Source organism: Bacillus toyonensis BCT-7112 (assembly GCF_000496285.1).
Lineage (GTDB): Bacteria > Bacillota > Bacilli > Bacillales > Bacillaceae_G > Bacillus_A > Bacillus_A toyonensis.
Genome location: NC_022781.1, coordinates 1,939,330 through 1,964,326 on the forward strand (window position 1 = coordinate 1,939,330; position 24,997 = coordinate 1,964,326).

General features: G+C 36.0%; 27 protein-coding genes and 1 riboswitch. Of the genes, 12 read left to right on the top strand and 15 right to left on the bottom strand.

Translation table 11 applies throughout. The annotated features are described in order from the left end of the window. Positions 1 to 69: 69 nt before the first annotated feature. From BTOYO_RS09985 to BTOYO_RS10005, 5 genes are all read right to left on the bottom strand, one after another. Complete coding sequence (locus tag BTOYO_RS09985; protein WP_000897747.1) at positions 70 to 1,929, bottom strand: FtsX-like permease family protein; 1,860 nt, start codon at positions 1,927 to 1,929, stop codon at positions 70 to 72. A gap of 16 nt (positions 1,930 to 1,945) precedes the next feature. Beyond that, on the bottom strand, positions 1,946 to 2,707 hold the full coding sequence (locus BTOYO_RS09990) for an ABC transporter ATP-binding protein (protein ID WP_000165849.1): 762 nt from the start codon (positions 2,705 to 2,707) through the stop codon (positions 1,946 to 1,948). A 257-nt stretch (positions 2,708 to 2,964) separates the two neighbouring features. Further along, entirely contained in the window at positions 2,965 to 3,987 is a 1,023-nt protein-coding gene (locus BTOYO_RS09995) for a DUF418 domain-containing protein (RefSeq protein WP_000527728.1), read from the bottom strand. A 136-nt stretch (positions 3,988 to 4,123) separates the two neighbouring features. Continuing rightward, entirely contained in the window at positions 4,124 to 4,273 is a 150-nt protein-coding gene (locus BTOYO_RS10000; protein ID WP_001129345.1) for a hypothetical protein, read from the bottom strand. A 15-nt stretch (positions 4,274 to 4,288) separates the two neighbouring features. Beyond that, the gene (locus BTOYO_RS10005; RefSeq protein WP_000840865.1) at positions 4,289 to 4,552 is read right to left on the bottom strand and encodes a YtzC family protein; all 264 of its coding nucleotides are present in this window, start codon (positions 4,550 to 4,552) and stop codon (positions 4,289 to 4,291) included. Between the two features lie 115 nt (positions 4,553 to 4,667). Between BTOYO_RS10005 and mnmL the strand changes: the two genes are divergently transcribed. From mnmL to BTOYO_RS10025, 4 genes are all read left to right on the top strand, one after another. Then, positions 4,668 to 5,627: a tRNA modification radical SAM protein MnmL/YtqA gene (gene mnmL, locus BTOYO_RS10010; protein WP_000868011.1), complete on the top strand. Its 960-nt coding sequence runs from the start codon at positions 4,668 to 4,670 to the stop codon at positions 5,625 to 5,627. Further along, complete coding sequence (gene mnmM, locus BTOYO_RS10015) at positions 5,624 to 6,196, top strand: tRNA 5-(aminomethyl)-2-thiouridylate-methyltransferase MnmM (protein ID WP_000764465.1); 573 nt, start codon at positions 5,624 to 5,626, stop codon at positions 6,194 to 6,196. Before mnmL ends, mnmM begins: the two co-directional genes overlap by 4 nt. A gap of 249 nt (positions 6,197 to 6,445) precedes the next feature. After that, on the top strand, positions 6,446 to 7,120 hold the full coding sequence (locus tag BTOYO_RS10020; RefSeq protein WP_000579297.1) for an aspartate/glutamate racemase family protein: 675 nt from the start codon (positions 6,446 to 6,448) through the stop codon (positions 7,118 to 7,120). A gap of 155 nt (positions 7,121 to 7,275) precedes the next feature. Continuing rightward, complete coding sequence (locus BTOYO_RS10025; RefSeq protein WP_000867837.1) at positions 7,276 to 8,577, top strand: PepSY-associated TM helix domain-containing protein; 1,302 nt, start codon at positions 7,276 to 7,278, stop codon at positions 8,575 to 8,577. A gap of 37 nt (positions 8,578 to 8,614) precedes the next feature. On the opposite strand, the gene BTOYO_RS10030 is transcribed toward BTOYO_RS10025, so the two are convergent. Continuing rightward, positions 8,615 to 9,679, bottom strand: coding sequence for a tetraprenyl-beta-curcumene synthase family protein (locus BTOYO_RS10030; protein ID WP_001102465.1), 1,065 nt, complete (start codon positions 9,677 to 9,679; stop codon positions 8,615 to 8,617). Between the two features lie 37 nt (positions 9,680 to 9,716). After that, positions 9,717 to 10,520 carry an alpha/beta hydrolase gene (locus BTOYO_RS10035; RefSeq protein WP_000267438.1) on the bottom strand — a complete coding sequence of 268 codons (804 nt, stop codon included), beginning with the start codon at positions 10,518 to 10,520 and terminating at the stop codon, positions 9,717 to 9,719. Between the two features lie 74 nt (positions 10,521 to 10,594). Between BTOYO_RS10035 and BTOYO_RS10040 the strand changes: the two genes are divergently transcribed. The 3 genes from BTOYO_RS10040 (at position 10,595) to BTOYO_RS10050 (ending at position 13,007) form a co-directional block, all read left to right on the top strand. Further along, positions 10,595 to 11,107 carry a gamma carbonic anhydrase gene (locus BTOYO_RS10040; RefSeq protein ID WP_000640217.1) on the top strand — a complete coding sequence of 171 codons (513 nt, stop codon included), beginning with the start codon at positions 10,595 to 10,597 and terminating at the stop codon, positions 11,105 to 11,107. A gap of 211 nt (positions 11,108 to 11,318) precedes the next feature. Further along, the gene (locus BTOYO_RS10045) at positions 11,319 to 11,852 is read left to right on the top strand and encodes a phosphatase PAP2 family protein (RefSeq protein ID WP_000868586.1); all 534 of its coding nucleotides are present in this window, start codon (positions 11,319 to 11,321) and stop codon (positions 11,850 to 11,852) included. Positions 11,853 to 11,864: 12 nt separating this feature from the next. Further along, the gene (locus tag BTOYO_RS10050) at positions 11,865 to 13,007 is read left to right on the top strand and encodes a glycosyltransferase family 4 protein (RefSeq protein ID WP_001261593.1); all 1,143 of its coding nucleotides are present in this window, start codon (positions 11,865 to 11,867) and stop codon (positions 13,005 to 13,007) included. Between the two features lie 280 nt (positions 13,008 to 13,287). Here the strand turns inward: BTOYO_RS10050 and BTOYO_RS10055 are convergent, their stop codons facing one another. Further along, complete coding sequence (locus BTOYO_RS10055; RefSeq protein WP_000049466.1) at positions 13,288 to 13,890, bottom strand: molybdenum cofactor guanylyltransferase; 603 nt, start codon at positions 13,888 to 13,890, stop codon at positions 13,288 to 13,290. Further along, positions 13,887 to 14,396: a MogA/MoaB family molybdenum cofactor biosynthesis protein gene (locus BTOYO_RS10060; protein WP_000115581.1), complete on the bottom strand. Its 510-nt coding sequence runs from the start codon at positions 14,394 to 14,396 to the stop codon at positions 13,887 to 13,889. Before BTOYO_RS10060 ends, BTOYO_RS10055 begins: the two co-directional genes overlap by 4 nt. A gap of 252 nt (positions 14,397 to 14,648) precedes the next feature. Between BTOYO_RS10060 and BTOYO_RS10065 the strand changes: the two genes are divergently transcribed. Both BTOYO_RS10065 and BTOYO_RS10070 read left to right on the top strand, forming a co-directional pair. After that, positions 14,649 to 14,828: a hypothetical protein gene (locus tag BTOYO_RS10065; protein WP_000424805.1), complete on the top strand. Its 180-nt coding sequence runs from the start codon at positions 14,649 to 14,651 to the stop codon at positions 14,826 to 14,828. Between the two features lie 6 nt (positions 14,829 to 14,834). Then, positions 14,835 to 15,014 carry a hypothetical protein gene (locus BTOYO_RS10070; protein WP_000902511.1) on the top strand — a complete coding sequence of 60 codons (180 nt, stop codon included), beginning with the start codon at positions 14,835 to 14,837 and terminating at the stop codon, positions 15,012 to 15,014. A 41-nt stretch (positions 15,015 to 15,055) separates the two neighbouring features. On the opposite strand, the gene metK is transcribed toward BTOYO_RS10070, so the two are convergent. After that, entirely contained in the window at positions 15,056 to 16,255 is a 1,200-nt protein-coding gene (gene metK, locus BTOYO_RS10075; protein ID WP_000163114.1) for a methionine adenosyltransferase, read from the bottom strand. A gap of 169 nt (positions 16,256 to 16,424) precedes the next feature. Next, a riboswitch (SAM riboswitch) is annotated at positions 16,425 to 16,546 on the bottom strand. A 228-nt stretch (positions 16,547 to 16,774) separates the two neighbouring features. Here metK and pckA point away from each other — a divergent pair. Then, positions 16,775 to 18,361, top strand: a complete 1,587-nt coding sequence (pckA, locus tag BTOYO_RS10080; RefSeq protein ID WP_023441090.1) for a phosphoenolpyruvate carboxykinase (ATP) — start codon at positions 16,775 to 16,777, stop codon at positions 18,359 to 18,361. A 427-nt stretch (positions 18,362 to 18,788) separates the two neighbouring features. Here the strand turns inward: pckA and BTOYO_RS10085 are convergent, their stop codons facing one another. Continuing rightward, positions 18,789 to 19,172, bottom strand: a complete 384-nt coding sequence (locus BTOYO_RS10085) for an ATP synthase subunit I (RefSeq protein ID WP_000624935.1) — start codon at positions 19,170 to 19,172, stop codon at positions 18,789 to 18,791. Positions 19,173 to 19,463: 291 nt separating this feature from the next. On the opposite strand from BTOYO_RS10085, the gene BTOYO_RS10090 reads away from it, so the two are divergent. Continuing rightward, a complete protein-coding gene (locus tag BTOYO_RS10090) occupies positions 19,464 to 19,685 on the top strand; it encodes a hypothetical protein (RefSeq protein WP_000639048.1) in 222 nt (73 codons plus the stop codon). Between the two features lie 28 nt (positions 19,686 to 19,713). On the opposite strand, the gene BTOYO_RS10095 is transcribed toward BTOYO_RS10090, so the two are convergent. Both BTOYO_RS10095 and BTOYO_RS10100 read right to left on the bottom strand, forming a co-directional pair. Further along, entirely contained in the window at positions 19,714 to 20,619 is a 906-nt protein-coding gene (locus BTOYO_RS10095; protein ID WP_001255426.1) for a DMT family transporter, read from the bottom strand. Between the two features lie 221 nt (positions 20,620 to 20,840). After that, on the bottom strand, positions 20,841 to 21,164 hold the full coding sequence (locus BTOYO_RS10100) for an iron-sulfur cluster biosynthesis family protein (protein WP_000289568.1): 324 nt from the start codon (positions 21,162 to 21,164) through the stop codon (positions 20,841 to 20,843). 332 nt (positions 21,165 to 21,496) lie between these two features. On the opposite strand from BTOYO_RS10100, the gene BTOYO_RS10105 reads away from it, so the two are divergent. Next, positions 21,497 to 22,417, top strand: coding sequence for a Nif3-like dinuclear metal center hexameric protein (locus BTOYO_RS10105; RefSeq protein ID WP_001111099.1), 921 nt, complete (start codon positions 21,497 to 21,499; stop codon positions 22,415 to 22,417). 110 nt (positions 22,418 to 22,527) lie between these two features. On the opposite strand, the gene BTOYO_RS10110 is transcribed toward BTOYO_RS10105, so the two are convergent. Next, positions 22,528 to 23,745, bottom strand: a complete 1,218-nt coding sequence (locus BTOYO_RS10110) for an ATP-binding protein (protein ID WP_001032640.1) — start codon at positions 23,743 to 23,745, stop codon at positions 22,528 to 22,530. Beyond that, positions 23,742 to 24,995, bottom strand: a complete 1,254-nt coding sequence (locus BTOYO_RS10115) for an ATP-binding protein (protein WP_000664869.1) — start codon at positions 24,993 to 24,995, stop codon at positions 23,742 to 23,744. Before BTOYO_RS10115 ends, BTOYO_RS10110 begins: the two co-directional genes overlap by 4 nt. Between the last annotated feature and the right edge of the window lie 2 nt (positions 24,996 to 24,997).

A 24,997-nucleotide genomic window follows, 5' to 3' on the forward strand; every position in this document is an offset into this window, starting at 1 on the left:
CAATGTTTTTCGTTATTTTTTCTGAAAATAACAAAAATACCGAGCACCCTACGCTCGGTATTTTTGTTATTAGTCCTCTTTCGGAAGAACAATTCCTTTATACAATTGAACTGTAATGAAGTAATAAATCGCATAAATAACTACGAAAATTACAATTGGTACCCAAATACGGAAGTACGGATCAAGTAAAATAAATCCGAAAATATTCATACCAACTAATACGTGAGCAATACCGACAATTGCCGGGAATAAGAATACTAAGAATAACTCTTTATAAATAGATTTTGTTAATAATTCACGGCGCACCCCGATTTTACGAAGCATTTGATAACGCGTAATATCTTTTGATGCACCAGACAGAATTTTAAACATTAAGCAACTTGCCATCATCGCTAAGAAAGCAATGCCAAGGAAGAAGCCCATAAACACTGTTCCACTCGCAAAACCGTAGAACATGTCGTAAGCTTGATATTTACTGTTCATTCTTTCAGCCGTTACATTTTTATATTTATCTAGCTGCAACTCGTCAAGTTTTTTCCATTCTTTTGTATATGTTAAGAAATCATCTACTTTTCCGATAAATGCTATACCTTCTTTACCATTTATCCCATCGTACATTTTTTGGTCTACAATTTTAATCGCATGATCTTCGTATATATAATATGGATGGATTGTACTAAAAGCATCAACCCATTCTTTTGGAAGTTCTTTAGCGTTCGCATCTGTTTCATTCATGTCTCTAGAAACTGCACCTACTGGTAGTTCCTCTGAAGCTTTCTTCGTATTCACTAAATCTTTCATCGATTTCATGTTTGCCATATCTTTTACTAAAGGACGATTTTTCTCTAAATCCTCTTTTATATAGTAAACGTATTTATCATCTACTTTGTAACGATATTCGTTTTTCTCTTTAAATGTAATACCGTCTAAAATTTTCTTTTCTTCAGCTGTTGGGTTATGAACTACTGAATCATATATTACTAAACCATCTACCATTTTTATAACATTATTTTTAAACGCCATACCACCTGAAATTGCACCCGCTCCAAGAGCAACTAACATTGCTACTGTCGCAAGCACTTTCGTTAAACTATTAATACGGAAGTTTAATTGTGCAAAAGTAAAAGCGTTAAGCCCTTTTTCGCTTCGTTTTTTATTACTTTTTAACTTTTTAATAATAACAGGAAGAAGCGATCCAAATAGCATATAAGTACCAGCTGTTGTTGTAATTAATGCAATAATGATTCCCATTTCTCTTAGTTTTTCCATATAAATCATTGATGCATAGCCAATACCTAATAAAATAACCGCAAGGAATGCAACTAAACCTGTCATTTTCCCTTTTACCGCAACACGTTCTGTTTGTGCATCTGCATGTACAAGTTGTAATACAGAAATACGAGATAATTTAATACTATTCATAATTGCTGATAATACAAATAGTGCAAAGAAGAAGATGCAAGTAACAGTCATAGATGGTAAATAAAATGCTTTATAGCCTTCACCAGCAAATTCTAATTGTTTCATTAATAACTGTCCGATACCTTCTGCAAGTCCTACACCAACTATAATACCAATCGCAAGAGACGCAGCACCTAATACGATTGTTTCAATAAACATAAGTAATGTAACTTTATGTTTTTTTGCTCCTAACATCATATACATACCAAACTCTTTTTGACGAAGAGATAGTAAGAAAGAGTTCGCATACAAAATATAGAAGAACGTTATAATAGCTAGTAAAAATGAACCTGCTTGGAATACAAATCCAATTTGACCAATAGTAGAATTTTCCTTAAGGAAGGCCTCGTTTAACGCTAACGTTTGGAACATATAAAAAATTGAAATCGACATGACAAGACCAACCAGTAAGACGATATAATCTTTCAGCTTACTTTTTAGTCCTGACATGGAAAGTTTGAATAACATGCCAAAGTCTCCTTTCCTACGCTTTTTGTGTGCCTAAGTCTGCAAGCACATCTAAAATTTCTTTATAAAACTCTTCACGTGTACCACCACGGTGAATTTCTTTATATAGCTCACCATCTTGAATGAATAAAATACGCTGACAGTAACTTGCACTATACGGATCATGTGTAACCATCATAATAGATACACCTTGATCTTCATTTAAGTTTGTCATCGCATCAAGTAAACTCGCTGCATTTTTAGAATCAAGCGCTCCTGTTGGCTCGTCCCCTAAAATAATTGCTGGCTCATGTACTAAAGCGCGCGCTGCTGCCGAACGTTGCTTTTGTCCACCAGATACTTCAGATGGATACTTTTGAAGTATTTCTGTGATTCCTAACATATCTGCTACTTTTTCTACTTTCGGTCCAATGTTACGTGATGAAACACCTTGAAGTGAAAGTGGAAGTGCAATGTTTTCGTAAATAGATAAGTTCTCTAATAAGTTAAAGTCTTGGAAGATGAATCCTAACTTTTGTGAACGGAAATCTGAAAGCTCACCTTGCTTCATTTTTGTAATATCCGTACCCGCAATTTCAACAACGCCGCCTGTTGCTTTATCTAACGTTGAAATTACATTTAATAATGTCGTTTTACCAGAACCAGATGGTCCCATAATTCCTACAAACTCACCCTCTTGAATTGAGAATGATACACCTTTTAACGCGTGTGATTGGTTCTCACCTTTTTTACCGTACACTTTTTGAACGTTTTTCACGTCTACAACTGGTTTCGTCATATATATCCTCCTATGCTTGTTTTTCCATTACCTATTTTGCGCTTTTTGGAGGGGAACTGCTATTTGTTAACATTACATTTACCTTACACTTTTGTAATATAAAAAGGCTGAGCATGTAAGGTTGACTTTTTTCCTTTAAATACAAATTCGTTCACTTTTTGAAATGGTACATCCGTAAATGAAATTATATTGACTTACCGACAAAAGCTGAAAATAAAAGTAGGCTGTTCCACAAAAGGAACAGCCTACTTCTCTCTTTATTTCTTTAAAGGTGTTACCGTCCAGTACGTAATAACACGCCAAATCCATTCTAGTGGACCCATCTTAAAGATTTTCATCCAAATCACACTAAACACAATTTGAATTGCGTAAATTGCAATACATACATATAACGTCTGCATGTACGTTAAGTTTCCCGCAAAGTTAAATGCACTTCCTGCAATTAAAATCATTGCAGTTTGTCCGATATAATTTGTTAACGCCATACGACCATAGTATTTGAGTGGTGCTAACAATGTTTGAACTGTTTTTAATTGAAGTAATAAAATTAATGCTCCCACATAGAAAGCTGAAATGACTGGTCCAACTGTAACACCAATTTTTAAAAATCGGCCTGCAGCATCCATTGTTCCGTCCTCATTCATAAGTATCATATTTACAAATGGCTCAGCAGGTACGTGCCCGTATTGATACCATACAGCTACGACACTTAAAACAAACATAATACCTGTAAAAATAGCGACTTTCTTTATGTTTTGCGTGAGATTTTCAAATACACGATATTGGCCTGCAGCAAGACCTAATAAAATTAAGCCGAGTGGTAATAGTTCTTTAATCCCCATTACACTAAAAGCAATTGTTAAAATAAGGCCAATAACTAAGTTCACTTGTTTTTTCGCTTTATAAAATGGTAAAACGATTAACCCGCAAATTGCATATAACGTTAATGCCTCTCCTGGCTGAAACATGTAATGAATCAAACCGAAAATAAATAGTGCAACTACTCGGCGTAGAAATAGAACATATCCATTCTTCCCTTTCGCAATTGCTCTCGTTATAAAGATATAGAATCCTACTCCAAATAAGAATGAGAAGATTGAGAAGAAACGACTTTCTACAAATAAGTATAGAAACCTTTGATAACTTGCATCCACTGTATTAGGGTCTGGAATTTTAATATTAAGTAGTGCAAGAATATTTACTAAAATAATCCCCAGTAGTGCGAAACCACGAATGTAATCTAACTCATCAATTCGTTTGTTTGTAATATTGTTCCCCATAAAGCAACTCCTTGTATAAAATTTAATCCTTCCTTACTCTACTGGAAAAGGACAATCGTAACTATCGGTTAACCTTACAGGAATCTTACATTATTGTAATATAATAAAATAAAACCAGGTCATATTGCGACCTGGTCTACTCTGATTGCTTCGATCTTTGAGGTTGTCCTTTTTTACTGTTGCGCTGTTTCACTTGCACAACTGGATCAAGCTCATTCGAAAACTCAGCGTTATGTCCATTTTGTGTTTTTTGCTCTGGGTTATTTTGATCTGAACGTTTCGCCATTACATTCACTCCTTATTAGTGCGGTGTAATAATCATTTGATGTTGCAATTGGCGAATTGCCATACGTGCTCTATTTAACTGCTCACGTTGCTCATCATTCGCATGTTGTTGCATCGTTTGTAAATCGTTATATGCTTGTTCTAATTGTAACTGTGCATCTGAATACTCCATCGTATTGTAATGCTCTTGTCTCATACCAAGATCTAATTGCTCTTTCGCATATTCCACCGCTTGTTCCGCCTGTGTAATATACGATTCAAGTGATTGACGCTCTGCCATAATTGTCCCTCCTTGCTTCAATTCCCCTTTAGTGTGTCCCTTCCATCTGAACCTTATGAGTATGTTATAATGGATTTTATTTGTTTCATTTTGACTCGTCTTAGGAGGGAAAGTAATGAAGGTTCAAAACCCTTTTCCATATACAAACGACAATAAACGTTATCATACATGGAATTACCATTTACGAAATGAATTTGGTGAAAAAATCTTTAAAGTTTCATTAGATGCTGGCTTCGATTGCCCGAACCGTGACGGTACAGTTGCTTATGGTGGCTGTACATTTTGCAGTGCCGCTGGATCTGGTGACTTCGCTGGCGATCGCCGCGATGATGTTATAACGCAATATCATGAAATGAAAGAAAAAATGCACGCAAAGTGGAAAGACGGAAAATGTATCGCTTATTTCCAGGCGTACACAAATACACATGCTCCACTTGAAGTGTTAAAAGAAAAATTTGAACCGCTTCTAACAGAAAAAGACGTTGTCGGTCTTTCTATCGCAACTCGTCCAGATTGTTTACCGGACGATGTCGTTGCATATTTAGCGGACTTAAATAAACGCACTTATCTTTGGGTTGAGCTTGGACTACAAACTGTCCATGAACGTACTGCCAATCTTATTAACCGCGCCCACGATTATCCGTCTTACGTTGCAGGTGTAAATAAATTACGTAAGCACGGCATTAGAGTTTGCTCTCATATTATTAACGGTCTTCCACTTGAAGATTACGACATGATGATGGAAACAGCTCGTGAAGTAGCGAAGCTTGACGTACAAGGAATTAAAATTCATTTGCTTCATTTATTAAAAGGAACGCCAATGGTGAAGCAATATGAAAAAGGACAATTGGAGTTTCTTTCTCTTGAAGATTACGTAAGTCTCGTTGTTGACCAACTTGAAATGATTCCAGAAGACGTAATTGTGCACCGTATCACAGGTGACGGTCCACCTGATTTAATGATTGGCCCAATGTGGAGCTTAAATAAATGGGAAGTATTAAATTCCATCGATGCAGAATTTGTACGCCGCGGAAGCTGGCAAGGAAAATATGTAAATGAGGAGAAACAAAAATGAAATTAGAACGTGTATTACCGTTTGCTCGCTCGCTGCTGCAAACGGCTGTTAAAGAAGGCGATTACGCTGTAGATGCAACACTTGGAAATGGTCATGATGCTTGCTTCCTAGCTGAAATTGTTGGAGATAACGGAAAAGTATTTGGATTTGATATTCAAAAAGAAGCAATTGAAAGTTCTACTATCCGTCTAAAAGAAAAAAAACTTTTCGAACGTACTGTTTTAGTTCACGATAGTCACGATACACTTGTATCCGTATTACCAGAAGATGCAAAAGGAAAAGTAACAGGCGCAATCTTCAACTTAGGTTACCTTCCAGGCGGAGACAAACATATCGTTACAAAGCCGAACTCAACAATCTCGGCGATCGAACAATTATTAGAAATAATGGCACCTGAAGGTATCATCGTCCTTGTCATTTACCACGGACATCCAGAAGGACAAGTAGAACGCGACGCTGTACTTAAATTTGCAGAAGAACTCGACCAAAAACAAGCTCACGTTTTGCGATACGGCTTCATTAACCAGCAAAATAACCCGCCATTTATTGTGGCGATTGAGAAGCGATAAAGTGAAACTTTAATCAGTGGGGGCATTAACGGGGTAATTATATCAACGATTTTTCAATTATATCTATCATAACTCAGGATATATCAACGATTTTTTCGATATATCTATCATAACTTACAATATATCAACGATTTCTTGGATATATCGATTATTCGACAAAACATAACAAAAAAAGACGTGCACTCACTGCACGTCTTTTTGTTATCCTCCTATATAATGGATATATACAATGTTAAAGGAGACGAAAAAATGATTGGAATACTAGCAGGAATGGGGCCAAAATCAACTGGGCCATTCGTCGATACAGTTGTAGCAGAGTGCCAAACAATATACGGAGCAAAACATGATATAGACTTTCCTCATATGATGATTTATTCTTGCCCAACACCGTTTTACATGGATCGTCCTATCGATCACGAAGCGATGAAAAAAGCGATTATTGAAGGAGCACAAAAACTCGAAAGTGCTGGTGTAGACTTTATTGCTATGCCTTGCAATACAGCGCATCTTTATTTTGAAGAATTACAGCATTCTCTTTCTATTCCAATTTTGAATATAGTCGATGAGACGTTACGAGCAATTCCTGAAACTGTAAAAAGAGTCGCTCTTCTCGCAACAGAAGCGACTGTTCAAGCTGGAATTTACCAAGACGGGATTGCAAAACGTAATATAGAATACCTCCATAATGAAAAATGGCAGGAGATGATTAATCAAATTATTACTTGTATTAAAAGCGGAGAAGTTGAAGAAGCCCGCAAATTATGGAGCGCGCTCGTTTTACAATTAAAAGATGAAATAGATACTGCTATTATCGCATGTACTGATTTGAATGTTGTGGCGAGTGAGGATTTTGTGGATTCTGCTCAATGTCTTGCTGAGGCGGTTGTTTGGATGTATCTATCAAATACTAAAAGATCTTCATAAACATAGAAAACAGCCCTTTTAAAATGTGTTTTTTGTTTGCTAAAAACCCCCAAAACTTTTAACTTTCTTCACAATTCTTTCAAAGTATCCACACTTAATCTCGCTATATTAAATAAGTAGTTATTCATATAGGGAAGGTTAGGGGAACTGAAAGTATGAAAGTAAATCGTTCGCTTCATTACATTTTTTGGCGTTGGCATTTTTATGCTGGTCTTTTTATTACGCCACTTCTTATTACTTTGTCACTGAGCGGAATTGGGTATTTATTTCGGGAAGAGGTTGAGGATTTCATCTATAAAGATTTGTATTTTGGGAAGAGCGCCCAAACAGAGTCTATTTCGATGTCTGATTCTATTTCCTTAACAGAGAAAAAATATCCACATTATAGCGTGGCGAAAATTAGTGAGTTTAATGGGGATTATAATACGAGGCTTACTATTGCGAATGAATATACTGGGCAACAAAAATATGTGTATTTAGACAGCAATAATCAAATTGTTGGGGATCAAAATGCAAGTGAAACGTTTGCCAATATCATGAGGGAATTACATAGTTCTCTTTTAGTTGGTGGCACTGTCGTCAACTATACTGTAGAACTTGCGGCATGCTGGACAATCTTTTTAATCGTAACCGGATTGTACATGAGTATACGCCAATTCAAAAACACACCATCATCCAATAAGCGAGAAAAAGCAAAAAGACGTCATTCTATTATCGGTATTATATTTACAATTCCTCTCTTTCTGCTAGTCGCATCTGGATTGCCGTGGTCAGGATTTATGGGCAACCAAATTTATACAATCGCAGCGTCGAATGAATCGATCGGATATCCCAAATTGTATATGGCACCACCTGAATCGAAGGTAAAAGAATTGCCGTGGGCAACAAGAAAAGAAGCTCCGCCTGAATCGAATTCAAATGAACCGAAAGCAATTTCTGTCGATGAATTACAAAAAGAAATTGAAATAAAAAAGCCATATGTTATCTCACTACCAGCTGATCCGAAAGGTGTATTCACTGTTTCGAAATCGAGCGGTTCTGGTATTACAGGTATGCATGTTGCACCAAATGAAGAGATAACAGCTTACTTTGATCAATATAGCGGGGAACTCATTTCAAAAACGGACTATCGTGATTATGGATTACTTGCACAATGGTTCACTTACGGCATCCCGCTTCACGAAGGACATTTATTCGGATGGCCAAATAAAATATTATGCTTACTAACGACATTTTCTTTATTACTTCTCATTTATTACGGAATAAAAATGTGGTTAGCAAGAAAGCCGAAAGGAAAATTAGCAGCACCGCCAAAGCAAAGAGATAAGAAAAGCGTACTCGTTTTCTTTATCATGATGGTTATACTAGGCGCTGTCATGCCTTTATTCGGACTGTCTGTTTTAGTTATTTTTGCGATTGAACTTCTTATATATGTATTTTCAAAAATACGATTATAATGAAAAGAAAACCACTCATATAGAGTGGTTTTCTTCATCACTGCGCCATTTTCTTTCGGTACAACTTCCCGTTCCAATAGAAGAATCGTGAAGTAAGCCCTCCGTATTTTACAATGCGCCGTGCCATTTTGTGCATATTCTTTTGTGCTGATACTTTTTGATCTGATAAATAAATACCAAGTAACCCTCGGCTAATAAGACGATGAAACTTCGCATGAGGCAAATCACCAATGCTGTTCTCTGCTTCTTCTACAAAATGTTTCATGCGATCTAATATAGCTTGCTCGTTTTCGTAATAACTACAGAAATTCAAATCTCCGCCTATACGGTCTTCTTCTTGATCGATAAAATAATCAAGTAAAATATGGAGTCCTTGTACGTAAGGGAAGTACCCTTGTCTAATTTTCGCAATATCTTCATCATGTAATTCATCATGAAATGCATATGCTACAAGACAGAAGATTCCAAGCGTAGAACCGGCACATGCTGAAAATTCAAACCAGCTCATCTCGGGTAAGTTTTCTTTATGTGCTTCAAACCATGTCTTTAAACGTGGCTCTCTTTCTTCTAACTTCACGTGTTTATGAATTTGTAAATCACAATAATAACAAGCTAGTTCATGAAGAACAGGAGCAATTTTGTCATAGTGCTTCGTTTTCTTTAAAACATCTTGGCACGTTTCAACAAGTTCATCTAAATAACCACCATCATCTTGATCATCACGATAACGATAATAATTACCGCCACCTTCTACTTCAGGTGATAATGCCATTAACATGGATTCATGCAGCGCGGCAAAATCGTTCGGATCAAGTGATGTACTGCGATCACATAAATTATCTAAATAGTCGCTAATCGTTTGATACGCTACGATAAAACGAATACATTCCTCTCGGTGTTCATTTGCTAATAGCGCTAAAATGCCACCGCCCTCGCAATGAAACGTTTTATGCTCAATACTTGCGATTGCCTGACTATGAAGCTCATCATTCGGAATATGGTAGGCACGCTCTTTCCACATCGCTAGCTCATGGTGTACAACCGGAAACACATCACGGTATACTTTCGCCATGAGCGTTATGGGATTACTCGGTACGTTCACTTCTTCCTTCATCTCCTCTATTCATTGTACAAATAATTTACTTATTTGTTTCTATTATGTTATTGATACGTATTTCAGTAAATGACTGAATATAATTCAAAATTTCATCACGCTCATACTCATTTAATAATTCATGATAACAATTAGGCCATTCTTTATATGCCTTATCACTTATTTTAACATTATCAAACCATATGCGGACACGTGTTTTATCTACAAGTTTATCCTCACATGCTTGCATTAGCAAGAGCGGAACATCTGGAAAATCGTTTATTTTCTTATGGGCCATTTCAATAGACTTAATTAATTCACTATACCAACGTACTGATACTTTGCGCAAGAACAACGAATCATTCTCCATCGCATCTCTCACTTCATGATTACGTGTCGACATTTCCACTGTAAGATTCGTTGCAAATTGCAATTTTGGTGCAACAACATTTAATATTTTTGAAGCCGCTCGAAGCGGAGCAGCAGGTGCAGCTAATACGCCTAAACATGGCGAACTTAAAATGATACCATCTATATCTTCTCTCTTCGTTTCTTGCATCATACGAATCACGATAAGACCGCCCATACTATGACCGAATAGAAAAATAGGTACCCGGTATTTTCTAGCTTCTTTCACCCATAATTTAACTTCTTCTATGTATTCATCAAATGAATCAATATGTCCTCTATTTCTCGAAGTCGTTCCATGTGACGGAAGGTCTCCCATCACGACGTGGTAGCCGATATGATTCCACATTTCCGCGACCGCTTCGTAGCGTCCGTGATATTCCATTGCGCCGTGTACAATAACGACTACAGCTTTCGCTTCCTCCGCTTCATAATTCCACATACAGACCTCCTCCATTTCACTCTTTTTCATAATTTGATACACTAAAACTAGTCTCTAGGAAAGGAAGGCTTTACATGATATATCCTTATAAAGAAAAAAACCCAAAAATTTCGAGTAGTGCTTTTATCGCTGACTATGTTACGATTACAGGCGATGTTTCCATTGGTGAAGAAGCAAGTATTTGGTTTAATACAGTCATCCGAGGTGACGTATCACCGACTATAATTGGAGACCGGGTAAATGTACAAGATCAATGTACACTCCACCAAAGCCCTCAGTATCCTCTTATTTTAGAAGATGACGTTACAGTTGGACATCAAGTCATTTTACATAGCTGTCACATTAAAAAAGATGCTTTAATTGGAATGGGATCTATTATATTAGATGGTGCTGAAATTGGTGAAGGAGCCTTTATCGGTGCCGGGAGTCTCGTTTCACAAGGGAAGAAAATTCCACCAAATACGTTAGCGTTCGGTCGCCCAGCGAAAGTCATTCGTGAATTAACAGAAGAAGACCGTAAAGACATGGAACGAATTCGCACACAATACGTTGAAAAAGGTCAATACTATAAATCATTACAAAAATAATTTTCCTGCTGCCATAAGATTGGCAGCTTTTTTCATCCCGATTGGTGAAGGCTAATAATCAGTGGTGGATGAACAGAATCCCCACTGATTAAAGTTTCACTTTATAAAAACTAACTTTTTCTTTACAAAACATTATTATTCCCTCAACAAAATCTTATTAAAATAGAAGCAAATATCTCCATATATATGTAGATGAGGGAGGAGAATCTTCATGAAGGTCAGTGGATTATATAAAATAGAATGTTACATTTTCAAAGGAATTAATCGCTACTTTGATCAAAAAACATTAAATATCTTTTTCAGCAATATTACTCATATTGGTGGTGCCACTTTCTCCATTGCACTCACACTTTTCTTTTTAATTTTCGCAAAAGGGACTTTGCATCAAGCTGCAATTGCAACTGCTATTTCTTTAGCAATTAGCCATATTCCTGTGCAAATATTAAAAAGATATTATCCACGAAAACGTCCTTATTTAACAATTCAGGATGCAAAATATCCAGTCCATCCATTAAAAGACCACTCTTTCCCGTCTGGTCATACAACGGCTGTTTTCTCTGTGTTCATTCCATTTATTTGCTATAATCCAAGCTTACTTGTTTTTCTATTACCGTTAGCATTATGCGTCGGGATTTCTCGCATTTATTTAGGGCTTCACTATCCGTCAGACGTATTCGTCGGTATGTGCCTCGGCACTTGCTCTGGCATCATCTCTTTTTATCAATGCATCCCACTCTTCACGTAAAGGAGCGATATGATGAGAGTCGCCATATTTACCGATACTTTTACACCACAAATCAATGGGGTTGCGAAAACATTAGAGCGATTAACACGTTACTTTCAAAAAGAAAATATCGCCTATTCTGTTTTCGCCCCTCAGCATACCGCTGAAGATAATTTCGTAGCAAATGTGAACAAAATGAGAAGTATCCCGTTAACAATATTATATCCAGAATGCCGCTTTTCTTTTCCTACTCCGCGCATTAAACGGGAACTTCTTACCTTTAAACCTGATATGATTCACATTGCTACACCTTTCAACATGGGACTTTGTGGATTGTATTATGCAAAAAAGTTAAACATTCCAGTTGTCGGTTCTTATCATACTGATTTCGATGCCTATTTACGCTATTACAAAATCGAATTCCTCTCTAATATGCTTTGGAACTATTTAAAATGGTTTCATAGTCATATGCAAAAGAATTTTGTTCCTTCCTCTGAAACATTACATCAACTAAAAAATAAAGGGTTTCAGTCCCTCTCTATTTGGGGACGTGGTGTAGATTGCACACTCTTTCATCCAGCTTATAATACAGACCTATTCCGAAAAAAATATAATATTACAGCGAAGTATGTCCTTTCCTATGTTGGACGGATTGCTCCTGAAAAAGATATTGATACGTTGCAAGACCTTATCGTTAAATCCGCGCATACTCGAAACGACATTCATTGGCTCATCGCCGGAGATGGTCCTCTAGCAGCAAACTTATGTGAAGCTGTCTCGAAAACAAATGTCACTTTTACTGGCTATTTACAAGGTGAAGATTTAGCTGAAGCATATGCTTGTTCTAACATAATGGTATTTCCATCAGCTACTGAAACGTTTGGAAATGTCGTACTCGAATCACTTGCATGTGGTACCCCTGTCATTGGTGCAAATAGTGGCGGAGTTAAAAATATTATTACAGATGGAAAAACGGGAGTTCTTTGTCCACCAAAAGATGCGGATGCATTTCTATCATCCATTTATTCTTTATTACAAAATAAAGAAAAACTTATACAGATGGGAATAGCAGCTTCGTCTTATGCGAAATCCAAAAGCTGGGATGAGATTTTTCGTGGCTTACTTAATCAATATGCAGAAGTCCTTCAGCACGCCACATCAGAATTACTCGCTTAAACACAAAAACTCCCTTCAAAAAAATGAAGGGAGTTTATTACACGAACACAAATTTTAGTTTAATAAATGATACATAAGGTTAAATATCACTTTATTTCTATATACATTATAACAAAAATAAACATAACTAAACAGACTTGTAATAAAAACCCATAAAAATTAATATATGGTTATACAGTATTTTTACTGTATAGTGATTTTAAGAATTCCCCTTAAAATCAGCTTACTCACATACCTTTATACAGCAATTGTTCCCCAATTCTGTATATCAAAAAACCTTTCATTCATTTGAAAGGTTTTTTTGAGCTTGCGCATATTCTTCTTTCGTATTTACATTTATAAACCATTCTGCATTTGCTTGTATATCTTCTCCGGCAACATATTTCACATTACATTGTAATAAAAGCTGCCCCATACTTCTTTTTTCTTCTTGAAGTAAAGTATAAATCTTTTCTTTCACACGGTTATGATACGCTGCAAGTAACGGTTGTTTTCTTCCATTAATAATAGGTACAACCGCATCATATTCATTGTTCGTTTGCTCTAATAAAATAGTAAACCACTCATGCGAAACATTTGGCGCATCGCAAGGCATAATAGCGTACCAATCTGCTTCTATATATTCCATTCCTGATACAATTCCAGCAAGTGGACCGTTTCCTTTATAGTGCGGAATATCTTCTATAACAGGAACTTGTACGAATTGCTCTACTCGCTCTTTTATATCAGAATGACTAATGACTACAACCTCTTGGAGCGTCCTTGTCATCACTTTCAAAATATGCTCAATAAACGTACTCCCTTGCCAGCTCGCTAACGCTTTCGGCTCACCAAACCTACTCGACATACCACCTGCTAATACAATTCCAGCCCACTTACTCATTGGCGATGCAGTTCGAATGTAATATGACCTAACTCCGGTAAAATCAACTTATTCATCGCAAGGCGAACTGCTCCGCTAGATCCTGGCATTGAAAAGACAACTTTTCGCCCAATTGTGCCACCAATCGCTCTACTTAACATTGCACTACTTCCGATATCTTCTAAATAACTAATCATGCGGAACAACTCACCAAATCCGACAATTTCTTTATCTAATAGCGCTGATACGGCTTCAATTGTGACATCACGTTTCGTAATACCTGTACCACCATTTGTTAATACAACATCAACATCTTCCTTATGATAACCAGCTAACACTGCTTGCTGAATACTTTCTTTATCATCTTTTACAATTGCATAAGAAGTCACTGTATGGCCTGCTTCTTTTAACAATTCATGTAATAGTTGTCCGCTCTTATCTGTCTCTTCCGTACGTGTATCGGAAATTGTTACAATCTTGCAACGCACTTCTTTTGGCGCTTGTTTTTTATGTTCATTGACACTCATTTTTCTTCTTCCTTTCTTAAAGACTTTTCTTCATTTTATCATACATACCTTTACACAATTATGTATGAAGACGATGATGCATCATGATACAATATAAGTATAGTAATCCACAAAAAGGAAAATGAAAAACATTCTTTCTTATCCCCCTAGACTTCACATCATTAGCTAACCTTTAACTTTTCTTATATTTTCTACATAGTAGAATTCAGTTTTTAAAATTGCACTACCAAATAAATCGGAGGTCTACCTATTATGGAACTATACAAAAAATTAACAACAACATTCATCCTCTTATTCGTTGCTTCCATCACTGTCGGTTTTTCTCTAAAAGGAGCAATTCCATACGCCACATTAGTAAGTATTATATTCGCAACGCTATTTTTACTAAGCAGTGCCTTTTGCGCGGGTAAAGCACGTCAAATGAAAGGTTGATTGCATATGTTACATAAGAAACGGACCATTTGTAAATCATGTGAAAAAGAAATACAAACATATGAAAAATCACGGATTCATATGCCATTTCCAGCAAGTGGTATGACTAATATGAAAAAATATATTGAGCTAGACGGAGAAGTGTATTGTAAATCATGCATTCAAATTGTAAGTAAAACGAAATAAAAAAAGCTTTGCGCTCACTGCGCAAAGCTTTTTTTCATATATTATAGACCAGCTTGCTCTTTTAAAGTAGCTGCTTTGTCTGTACGTTCCCATGAAAGATCTACATCAGTACGTCCAAAGTGACCGTAAGCTGCTGTTTGTTTGTAAATTGGGCGACGTAAGTCTAGCATTTTAATAATACCAGCTGGGCGAAGATCGAAGTTGTTACGAACTAGTTCTACTAGTACGTCTTCAGATACTTTACCAGTGCCAAATGTATCAACTGAAATTGATACTGGTTGTGCTACGCCAATTGCGTATGCAAGTTGTACTTCTGCTTTGTCAGCAAGACCAGCTGCTACGATATTTTTCGCAACATAACGAGCTGCATATGCTGCAGAACGGTCAACTTTCGTTGCATCTTTACCAGAGAATGCACCGCCACCGTGGCGAGCGTATCCACCGTAAGTATCAACGATGATTTTACGTCCTGTTAAACCAGCATCACCTTGTGGTCCACCAATTACGAAGCGGCCAGTTGGGTTAATGAAGAATTTCGTTTCTCCATCCATTAATTCTGCTGGAACTACAGCTTTAATTACATGCTCTTTTAAATCGCGATCGATTTCTTCCCATGTAACATCTGGATGATGCTGTGTAGAAATTACAATTGTATCTACACGTACAGGTTTACCATTTTCATCATACTCAATTGTAACTTGCGTTTTTCCATCCGGACGTAAGTATGATAATGTGTCATCTTTACGTACTTCAGTTAAACGGCGAGCTAATTTGTGAGCAAGCGAGATTGGAAGTGGCATTAATTCTTGTGTTTCATTACATGCAAAACCAAACATTAAACCTTGGTCTCCTGCACCAATTGCCTCAATCTCAGCGTCAGTCATTTGACCTTCGCGTGCTTCTAGCGCTTGGTCAACACCCATAGCGATGTCAGCAGATTGCTCATCGATAGATGTTAAAACTGCACAAGTTTCTGCATCGAATCCGTATTTTGCGCGTGTGTAACCAATGCCTTGAATTGTTTCACGAACGATTTTTGGAATGTCTACGTAAGTAGAAGTCGTAATTTCCCCCGCTACCAATACTAAACCAGTTGTTACAGTTGTTTCACAAGCTACACGTGCATTTGCGTCTTTTGATAAGATCGCATCTAAAATTGAATCAGAAATTTGGTCACAAATTTTATCTGGATGTCCTTCAGTTACAGACTCAGATGTGAACAGATGACGTTTTTTTGTCATGTGGTAAACCTCCCTACAGTAATTGTATATATTGTACGGAACTCATCCTTAATTTGCCACAAACTGCGACATACATTTATTCTCCCACACAAGCATACAGAAAAACCTTTCCTACTTAACATAGAGGAAAGGTTTAATTTGCTACTTGCATACTGCTTTTTGCCCTTTGCTCTTATCGTTCGAGACCATTAGCCTCGCACAGGTTTTAGCACCTATTCACATGTATTTACCACTACAAGTGAGGTTGCTGGGCTTCATCGGGCCTGTCCCTCCGCCAGCTCGGGATAAGAGAGTATCCGTCCCAACCTATACTAAAGAAATGATATTCATTTGTCAATTAATATTCACATTTTCCTGAAAGTTTTTCTCAATACGCCTGGAATGAAATATTAATAAGGAAATAATACATTCACACAAACAAAAATAAATAAATAGTATACATTATTTATATAATTGTGTTATACTCTTGATGGGGATTACGAGAAATATTTCATTAAATGAAAAGGATGGTATATAAATATGAGTACTGTGAATGTCCAAATCGGTTTACATGAATTATTGAACGGAAGCAATGCACAGATTCAACTAAGTGTTCCGCAATTAGTGGAAAAAGTATTAATGCGAAATGAAGGGAAATTAACTTCTACTGGTGCAGTTTCTGCTTCAACAGGAAAATACACAGGACGTTCTCCTAAAGATAAATTTATTGTGAAAGAAGCATCGGTTGCTGACAAAATTGCTTGGGGAGCTGTGAACCAACCGATTTCTGAAGAACATTTTAATAAATTATATACTAAAGTTTTAGAATACTTAAAAGAAAAAGAAGAGTTATTCGTCTTCAAAGGATTTGCAGGCGCCGATCGCAACTATCGCCTACCAATTCAAGTTATTAACGAATATGCATGGCACAATCTATTTGTACATCAATTATTTATTCGTCCAACTGAAGAAGAATTAACAACTCATGAATCAGAGTTTACAATTGTTTCTGCACCGAACTTTAAAGCAGATCCAGTAATTGACGGTACAAACTCTGAAGCATTCATCATGGTTTCATTCGAAAAACGTATCGTACTAATTGGTGGTACAGAATACGCTGGAGAAATGAAAAAATCAATCTTCTCTATTATGAACTTCTTACTACCTGAACAAGATATTCTTTCTATGCATTGCTCTGCAAACGTAGGTGAAGAAGGTGACGTAGCACTATTCTTCGGTTTATCTGGAACAGGTAAAACAACTTTATCTGCTGATCCAAACCGTAAATTAATCGGTGATGATGAGCATGGTTGGTCTGATAACGGTGTATTCAATATTGAAGGCGGTTGCTATGCGAAATGTGTAAACCTTTCTCATGAGAAAGAACCACAAATCTTTGATGCAATCAAATTTGGATCTGTTTTAGAAAACGTTGTCATTAATGATCAAACACGCATCGCTGACTATAACGATACTACTTTAACAGAAAATACACGTGCTGCCTACCCTATGCATGCGATTGACAATATCGTGCTGCCAAGTGTTGCAGGACATCCAAATACAATCATTTTCTTAACTGCTGATGCATCTGGCGTATTGCCTCCAATCAGTAAGTTATCAAAAGAACAAGCTATGTATCATTTCTTAAGTGGTTACACTAGTAAACTAGCAGGAACAGAGCGCGGCGTTACATCTCCGCAAGCTACATTCTCAACTTGCTTCGGTTCACCATTCTTACCACTTGATGCATCTCGCTATGCTGAAATGCTTGGTGAAAAAATTGAGAAACACGATGCGAAAGTATTCTTAGTAAACACTGGCTGGACTGGTGGCGAATACGGTGTTGGTAAGCGTATGAACTTAGGTTACACTCGCGCAATGATTCAAGCGGCACTAAGCGGTGAACTTGCAAAAGCTGAAACTGCTAAACATGACATCTTCGGTCTTGAAGTACCTCTTCACGTACCAGGTGTACCTGACGAAGTATTAATGCCTGAACAAACTTGGGCTGATAAAGCTGCTTACAAAACAAAAGCAATTGAACTTGCAAACAAATTCAAAGAGAACTTCAAAAAGTTCGACAGCGTTTCTGAAGCTATTATTAACTTAGGCGGTCCAATCGCTTAAGTTAAAACTTTCTGTTGGAATAACCCTTTACTCATATGAATAAGTGTCGTGTAACCGAAAAGTTTCGCGTACTCACCGACAAAACCCAATGCGGCTTAACGGTTACACACACTTACATAAAAAAGAAGCTTACGTTTTTACGTAAGCTTCTTTCTATCTATTTTTTATACAAGTACGGAGCTAAAAAAGGCTCTAACCGCTTCTAACCATCGCCGGATTCTCTATTCCATCTAAAAAATTCCCAACCACAATCTACAATTCATATACTTAAATTTTCACACATATAAATCACAGATTCAAACACACAAACTTTTTTCCTACTTACTACATCCTTCTGGTCTCACACTGCCTGGAACTAAAAAAGGCTCTAACCGCTTCTAGCCACCGCTGGATCCTCTATCCCATCTAAAGAGCAGCTTTTATCTTTTTATCTCTTCGTTAATTCTTTCTCATCTTTCATGCTATAGTAGCCTAAATTAACAACAATTAAGAAATAACCGCCCATAATCCCTACTGCAAAAGCCCACATCACCATATGGTGCTCAATTTCGTACATAATAATAGCACCCAAAATAGCAGCGGCAAAACGGTTAAACATACCGAGCGTCGGTGCTTTCGTTTTCTTTACAATGCTATCTCCAAGCTTCTCAATTCGTCTCCCTAAAAGCCAAACACAATACATACTTACGATAAGTCCAATTCCTGCACCTAGAAAATGCGCTGAAAACGGCGTTAACATCCAGCCTAATAGCAGAATACCTAGTAAATAATACGATTGAATTTTAAACGATCTTAATGACATACTAATCATGCTGTACCCCTCTTCAGTAGTTTTAATCTATCCAACAAAAGCTGTATAACTCATTTCTTTCGAGTTCATACTACTTAAAATTCTCTTCACTCAAATTAAAAACAACATAAACCCAATGTTTATGTTGTTTAAATGTTTTCAGAAAATAATATTATACAAGATTTCGAACATCATATTCTTATAATTTGTGACGTTTTTCCAAACATTTTTCGTCCATTTATGAAAAAATTGATATCAATCTATGAACATACGGATATGATGTAATAAATACACAAATAAAGGGGGCGTCTAATGATTTATTTTTTAATGGCTCTCATTCATCTCATTGTCCCTGCACTTATTGGACTTTCGCTATATTGGTACACGAAAAATCATAGTATTTTCTACGCTGTCCTCGGTGTTCTCCTTCCAGGTATTATTCTTATCACACTCTTCCGTATTCCATTTTTAAACTTAATTCCACTTATTACTGCTATCTTATTTCTCGTCTTCTTACCAAAAATAAAAAAATAGGAAAGCAGATCATAAGTGATCTGTTTTCCTATTTTGATATAGGTTCCTGTACGGTAGTATGAACTTTTACTTTCTCCAATTTTACAAACCATAGACCAAAGAAAATGATTATCCCACCGATCATTTGTTGTAATGAAATAGATTCATTTGCCCATATAGCTGCAAATAAAACCGCTACAATCGGTGTAATATACATATATACCATCGTATGGGATGCCCCAATTTTTTGAACACCGATATACCACATTACTAAACCAAATACTGTTACAAAGAAAATAGAATATAGTAAAGCAAATAGTGTCATCCCTTTTGTAATGTGAAACGGCATGACAAATACATGTGGACCACTTAATAATAAAAGCGGAATTGCTCCAACTAATGCCGACCATGCAGTAACACGTAGTGCTGAATATTTTTTAATTAATGGCCCTGCTAAAACAGGATAAAGCCCCCAGCATATTGATGTAATCATTCCAATTCCATTCCCGTAAAAAGAACTAGCGAGTGAATGCCCCGCTACTAAAACTAATGCTGCACCCACAAAGGCAATCATAGAACCAATTAACTTCCGAGAAGAAAACTTTTCTTGTTTCAAAAAAACCGCAAATAAAGTTGTAAAAATAGGTGAAATAGAAATGAGTAAAGAGGCATTTGTAGCGGATGTATATTTAACAGTTTCCATAAATAACGTTTGATATAGTACAATACCTACAAAACTAACAACGATTAATCTTGGTATATCTTTTCGCTCCACATAAAGCGACTTTTCAATAAAGAATGTAAGCAATAACAGTAACGGTGCCGCTGCCATCATCCGAATAGCAGTAAACTCAATTGCTGTAAATTCTACAAGCCCATATTTTGCAATGGTATAGTTAATACCCCAAATCATAACGACACTTAAAATTAATAACTCAATTCCCCATCTTCTCATGCGTATCCCCTCCGCAAAGAAAATTATACAGAAAATTCAATCATGTGTACATTTCATTATGTGAAAAAATCTTTTTATTGTATCAAGAGCTTTACTTTGACACATGAAATTATATCGGCGATTTTTAAGTATATCGACTTATCAACAAAAAACGGCAATAATAACACCTTATGCAATGAAAAAGACGATTCCAAAAACATATTGGAACCGTCTTTTCTTTATTATACTCGAACATGTAACTTCATATTTGGATTATAAAACTGGCTCGGGCTTTTCAACTGAAAAGTTCCTCCACCTTCATGCCAATCAACCGTTAACTTATCATCCATAAATACAAGCTTTGTGCGATCGGCGATAAAGCTAAGTGTACTTGATTCAATATCTACATCACGCTCATCTTTTTCGACTACAGCTACTAAATCAATGATTCCGCTCATAACACAACCGCAACCTTCATTATCGTAAAATAACTTTATATATTTCGCTTCATTTGGAATCGTATCCATGATTTTTTTATATGCTGCTTCTGTTACAGTAACGTACATCTGTTAATGTTCATCCTCTCTTCTCGTATCATTCATATATTGTACCACTATTTTTCTAAAACTTTGTATACAGAAAATTAAGACTAATATACAATGTATGTGATAAAGGAGGTTCTATCACTGATGTCTCAACTAAAGCGATATCCTATTTTATTAGGCCTATTAGGTAGCTTTTTTATTTCTAGCGGAATGATATTACAACATATACTTCCCTATTCTCCTTCTATTGGTTGGATTCTAGGTTTTATTTGTTTCCTATCCGCTTCTTATTTTGCCATGAAAAACAAAAATAACTAATAGAGTAAGAATTAGTTTAAGGAGGATAACACAACATGCCAGCTTTAAAAGAAATAGAACAATCACTCAATCATATATTCCAAATCGAAAAATACGGAAAAGACATTGCCTTTAGTCGCTTTATCCCTGCTGTATATGATTCTATCCAATTTCCATGGCAACAATTTTTTGAAGCAACTTTTGTAGAGCTATTTAACGGTCTTATGATACGAGGGGCTGAAAATGTAAACAAAGTATTTTTATCTGTATTCCCTACAGATGACGTTCTTGAAGCTTTCATTTCACAATCGACACCCGGTGATTTACTCTTTATGCATCATCCACTTGTTATGGAGTGCGGTGATCCGCTTGGAAAATCAGGCCGTGGTTTTATTCCCATTCCAGAAAAATATTTGCAGGCGATAAAAGAAAAACAACTTTCTATATATACATGTCACGGACCAATGGATTTTCATCAAACGTATGGAACAAGCATTTCAATCGCAAAAGCACTCCAAGCCAGTGTAATTGATGGATTTGCTTACGGTGGTCCAGAAAGCGAGCCAGTCGGTCTCATTTGTGAAATAGATGAAACATCAACAGAAGCACTCCAAAAACGTCTAAAAAAACTCTTCCACATTCCTTACACAGACTTCGAAGGTAAACAACACGATTCCATTAAAAAAATTGCAATTATCGCTGGATGTGGCGATGTCGTATCTTTAATGAACGAAGCAGAAGAAAAAGGTGCTGAAGCATATATTGCAGGAGAAATCCATTGCCATATCGACAATGATTACGGTAGACATAAATACTCGCTCATTATGGATTATGTAAAAACAACGAATATGTCACTCATCGGTGTGTCGCACTCTGCCTCTGAATACTTAGTGAAAGAGACATTGATATATGATTGGTTTAAAGAGAACTTTCGTTTGGATATTACTTTAATTCCGCAGGAGAAATGGTGGTTATAAAAGGACACTTTAATTAGTGAAGATGGGTACACACATCAATTTATTTTTTACAGAATAAAAAAGGAGATCGCTCTCAAGTAAGTAATCTCCCTTTTTCGAATATTTTATCATTACATCGGCAACATTACCTTTACCGTCGTTCCAACTCCAACTTCACTTTCAAAGCTCATTTTACCGTTGTGGTCTTTAATAATTTTTTCTGTAACTACTAACCCTAAACCTGTGCCCGTTTCTTTCGTTGTGTAAAAAGCTTCATTTAACTTTGGAATTTTATCTTTTGGAATGCCGCACCCCTCATCTTTCACCTGAACGACGATTCCATCTTCTACGGTAACTTTAATCGTAATCGTCCCACCAACTGACATTGCTTCAATCCCATTTTTGATTAAATTAAAAAATACTTGTTTTAATCGTTTTTCGTCGCATGTAATTGACGGTATGTCTTTACTGTAAATACCTTGTATGTGCACCCCTTGTTCTAAAGCAGGCTTACCCATAACCCGAATAACATAAGCGATAATTTCTTGTATGTTATGAGTTTCTGATTCTAGCGATTTAGATTTCTCAAACCCACTAAGTTCTGTAGTAATTGTATGAATTCGTTCTACCTCTTGCTTCATAATATCGCTATAAATCTTATCCTCGGGATGCTTGTTCGCTTGTTTATTCACAAGTTTTTTTAAAGTTGCTAAAGGTCTTCTAATCTTATAGCCAATAACTGTTGCCATTTTTCCAACAGTTGCTAGCTTTTCTGTTTGTTTTATTTCTTTATCCATCATCTCAATCGTACGAATGTAAGACTGGAATCTCAAAAATATAATCCAACATATAATGGAGAATACGCTACATAATGCCATTGGGATTAAAACGAGAGAAGATTGAATAATGATTCCAATAAGAGCGTACCTTCCAACAATTATCCCTATAACTAACCAAAAATATTTTTTACTCACGAAGATTGGTGCAAATAAAATGAAAAATCCTTCTACTATATTTCCACCATCAAACTCAGCATCACTACCAGAATAAATCATAATATTATGGATAAAATCTAATATATTATAGCCAATTAAAATGATATACTTTACCGCAAATGGATTCTTCCATTTCATAAAATATATGCCGATGCAAAACAATATCACCATCCAAAAATAGAGCCATAAGCCTAAACCATCTTCGAATTTTCCTACTCCTTCTTGTTCTCCCCCTATTAAAGGTACGATAAATTCATAGGCAAGATCATATACAAAAAATATAATAAAAAATAAGCTTAAAAATACTTTGAGTGCCTTTATTTCTTCATTTTTAAATATATAGCCTTTATTCATATGGTAACTCCTAGCTTTTCTTCCACTTGGATTTCATAATTTCCAAACTTCATTGGAAGAATGATGTCTATTCTTGTTCCAATATCTCTTTCACTTACAATGCATAATTCACCAAGATGCTCGGCAACAATTCGATCCGCTACCGTAAGTCCTAGACCAATTTTATCTTGTTTCGTTGTATAAAAAGCCTCTGTCACACGGGCTAAATTTTCCTTCTTAATACCGTAACCACTATCGATTATACTTATCATCACATAATCTTTCCCTTTATTTTCTAATCGCAAATCTAAAATGCCACCTTGCTCCATTGCCTCCAGAGCATTATTTATGACATATAAAAAAACTCCTCTTATTTTTCGTTCATCACATTCAACTTCCACTGTTTTTTCTTCCACATTAGAAATAAGTTGAACATTTGATTCATTCATTTTTTCGCGAAGAGTTTTTACTGCTTGTAATACAATTTTTCCTACATCATGTTTCTCATAAATAGAAGGTTTACATGTAGCAACTTCCATTAACTCACTTATCATATTATTCATATTTTCTATTTCAAAGATCATTCGTTTATAAATAGGATCATCTTCATGCTTCTCTCGCTGTAATTGTGTAAATCCTTTTAACGAAGCAAGTGGATTTTTAATTTCATGCCCGACTGTCGCTGCCATTTTTCCGATCACTGCTAATTTTTGTGATTCACTAGCAATCTTAATACTTTCCTTTACAGCTGAAAGATATTGTAAAAATCGATTTAAAATGATGTATGCAGCTATTAATAAAAGTGTGTACATAATAAGAAACATAAACGCTTTTACTTCCTCTAATACAAATAAATAAATCACATATTTCCCTATAATCGTAGCAAGTAAAAACACAAAATACTTTTTATTTAAAAATATAGGTACAAAGAAAATGAGAATAATTTCTATTATATTTACCCCATCAAATGCCGCCTTATTATAAAGAATATACGAAAGTATATTAGCCATTTCTATCCCTATGTATGCAAATAAACATGTATATTTAACAAGGTTTGCTTTCTCTTTTTTTATTAAATATATATTCACGCCGAGTATTGCTGTTCCACAAATAACTTGCCATAGTATGTTATGTCCCTTATCCGTTAGTGATTTATTTTCTAATACGATTGCATAGAAAATTTGATATGCAGTAACAGTAACAAATAGCACCCATAAGAAAATTTTTGCATTCCTTTCTTCTTCTTTATATGATAGAAAACTTTCTTTCACTT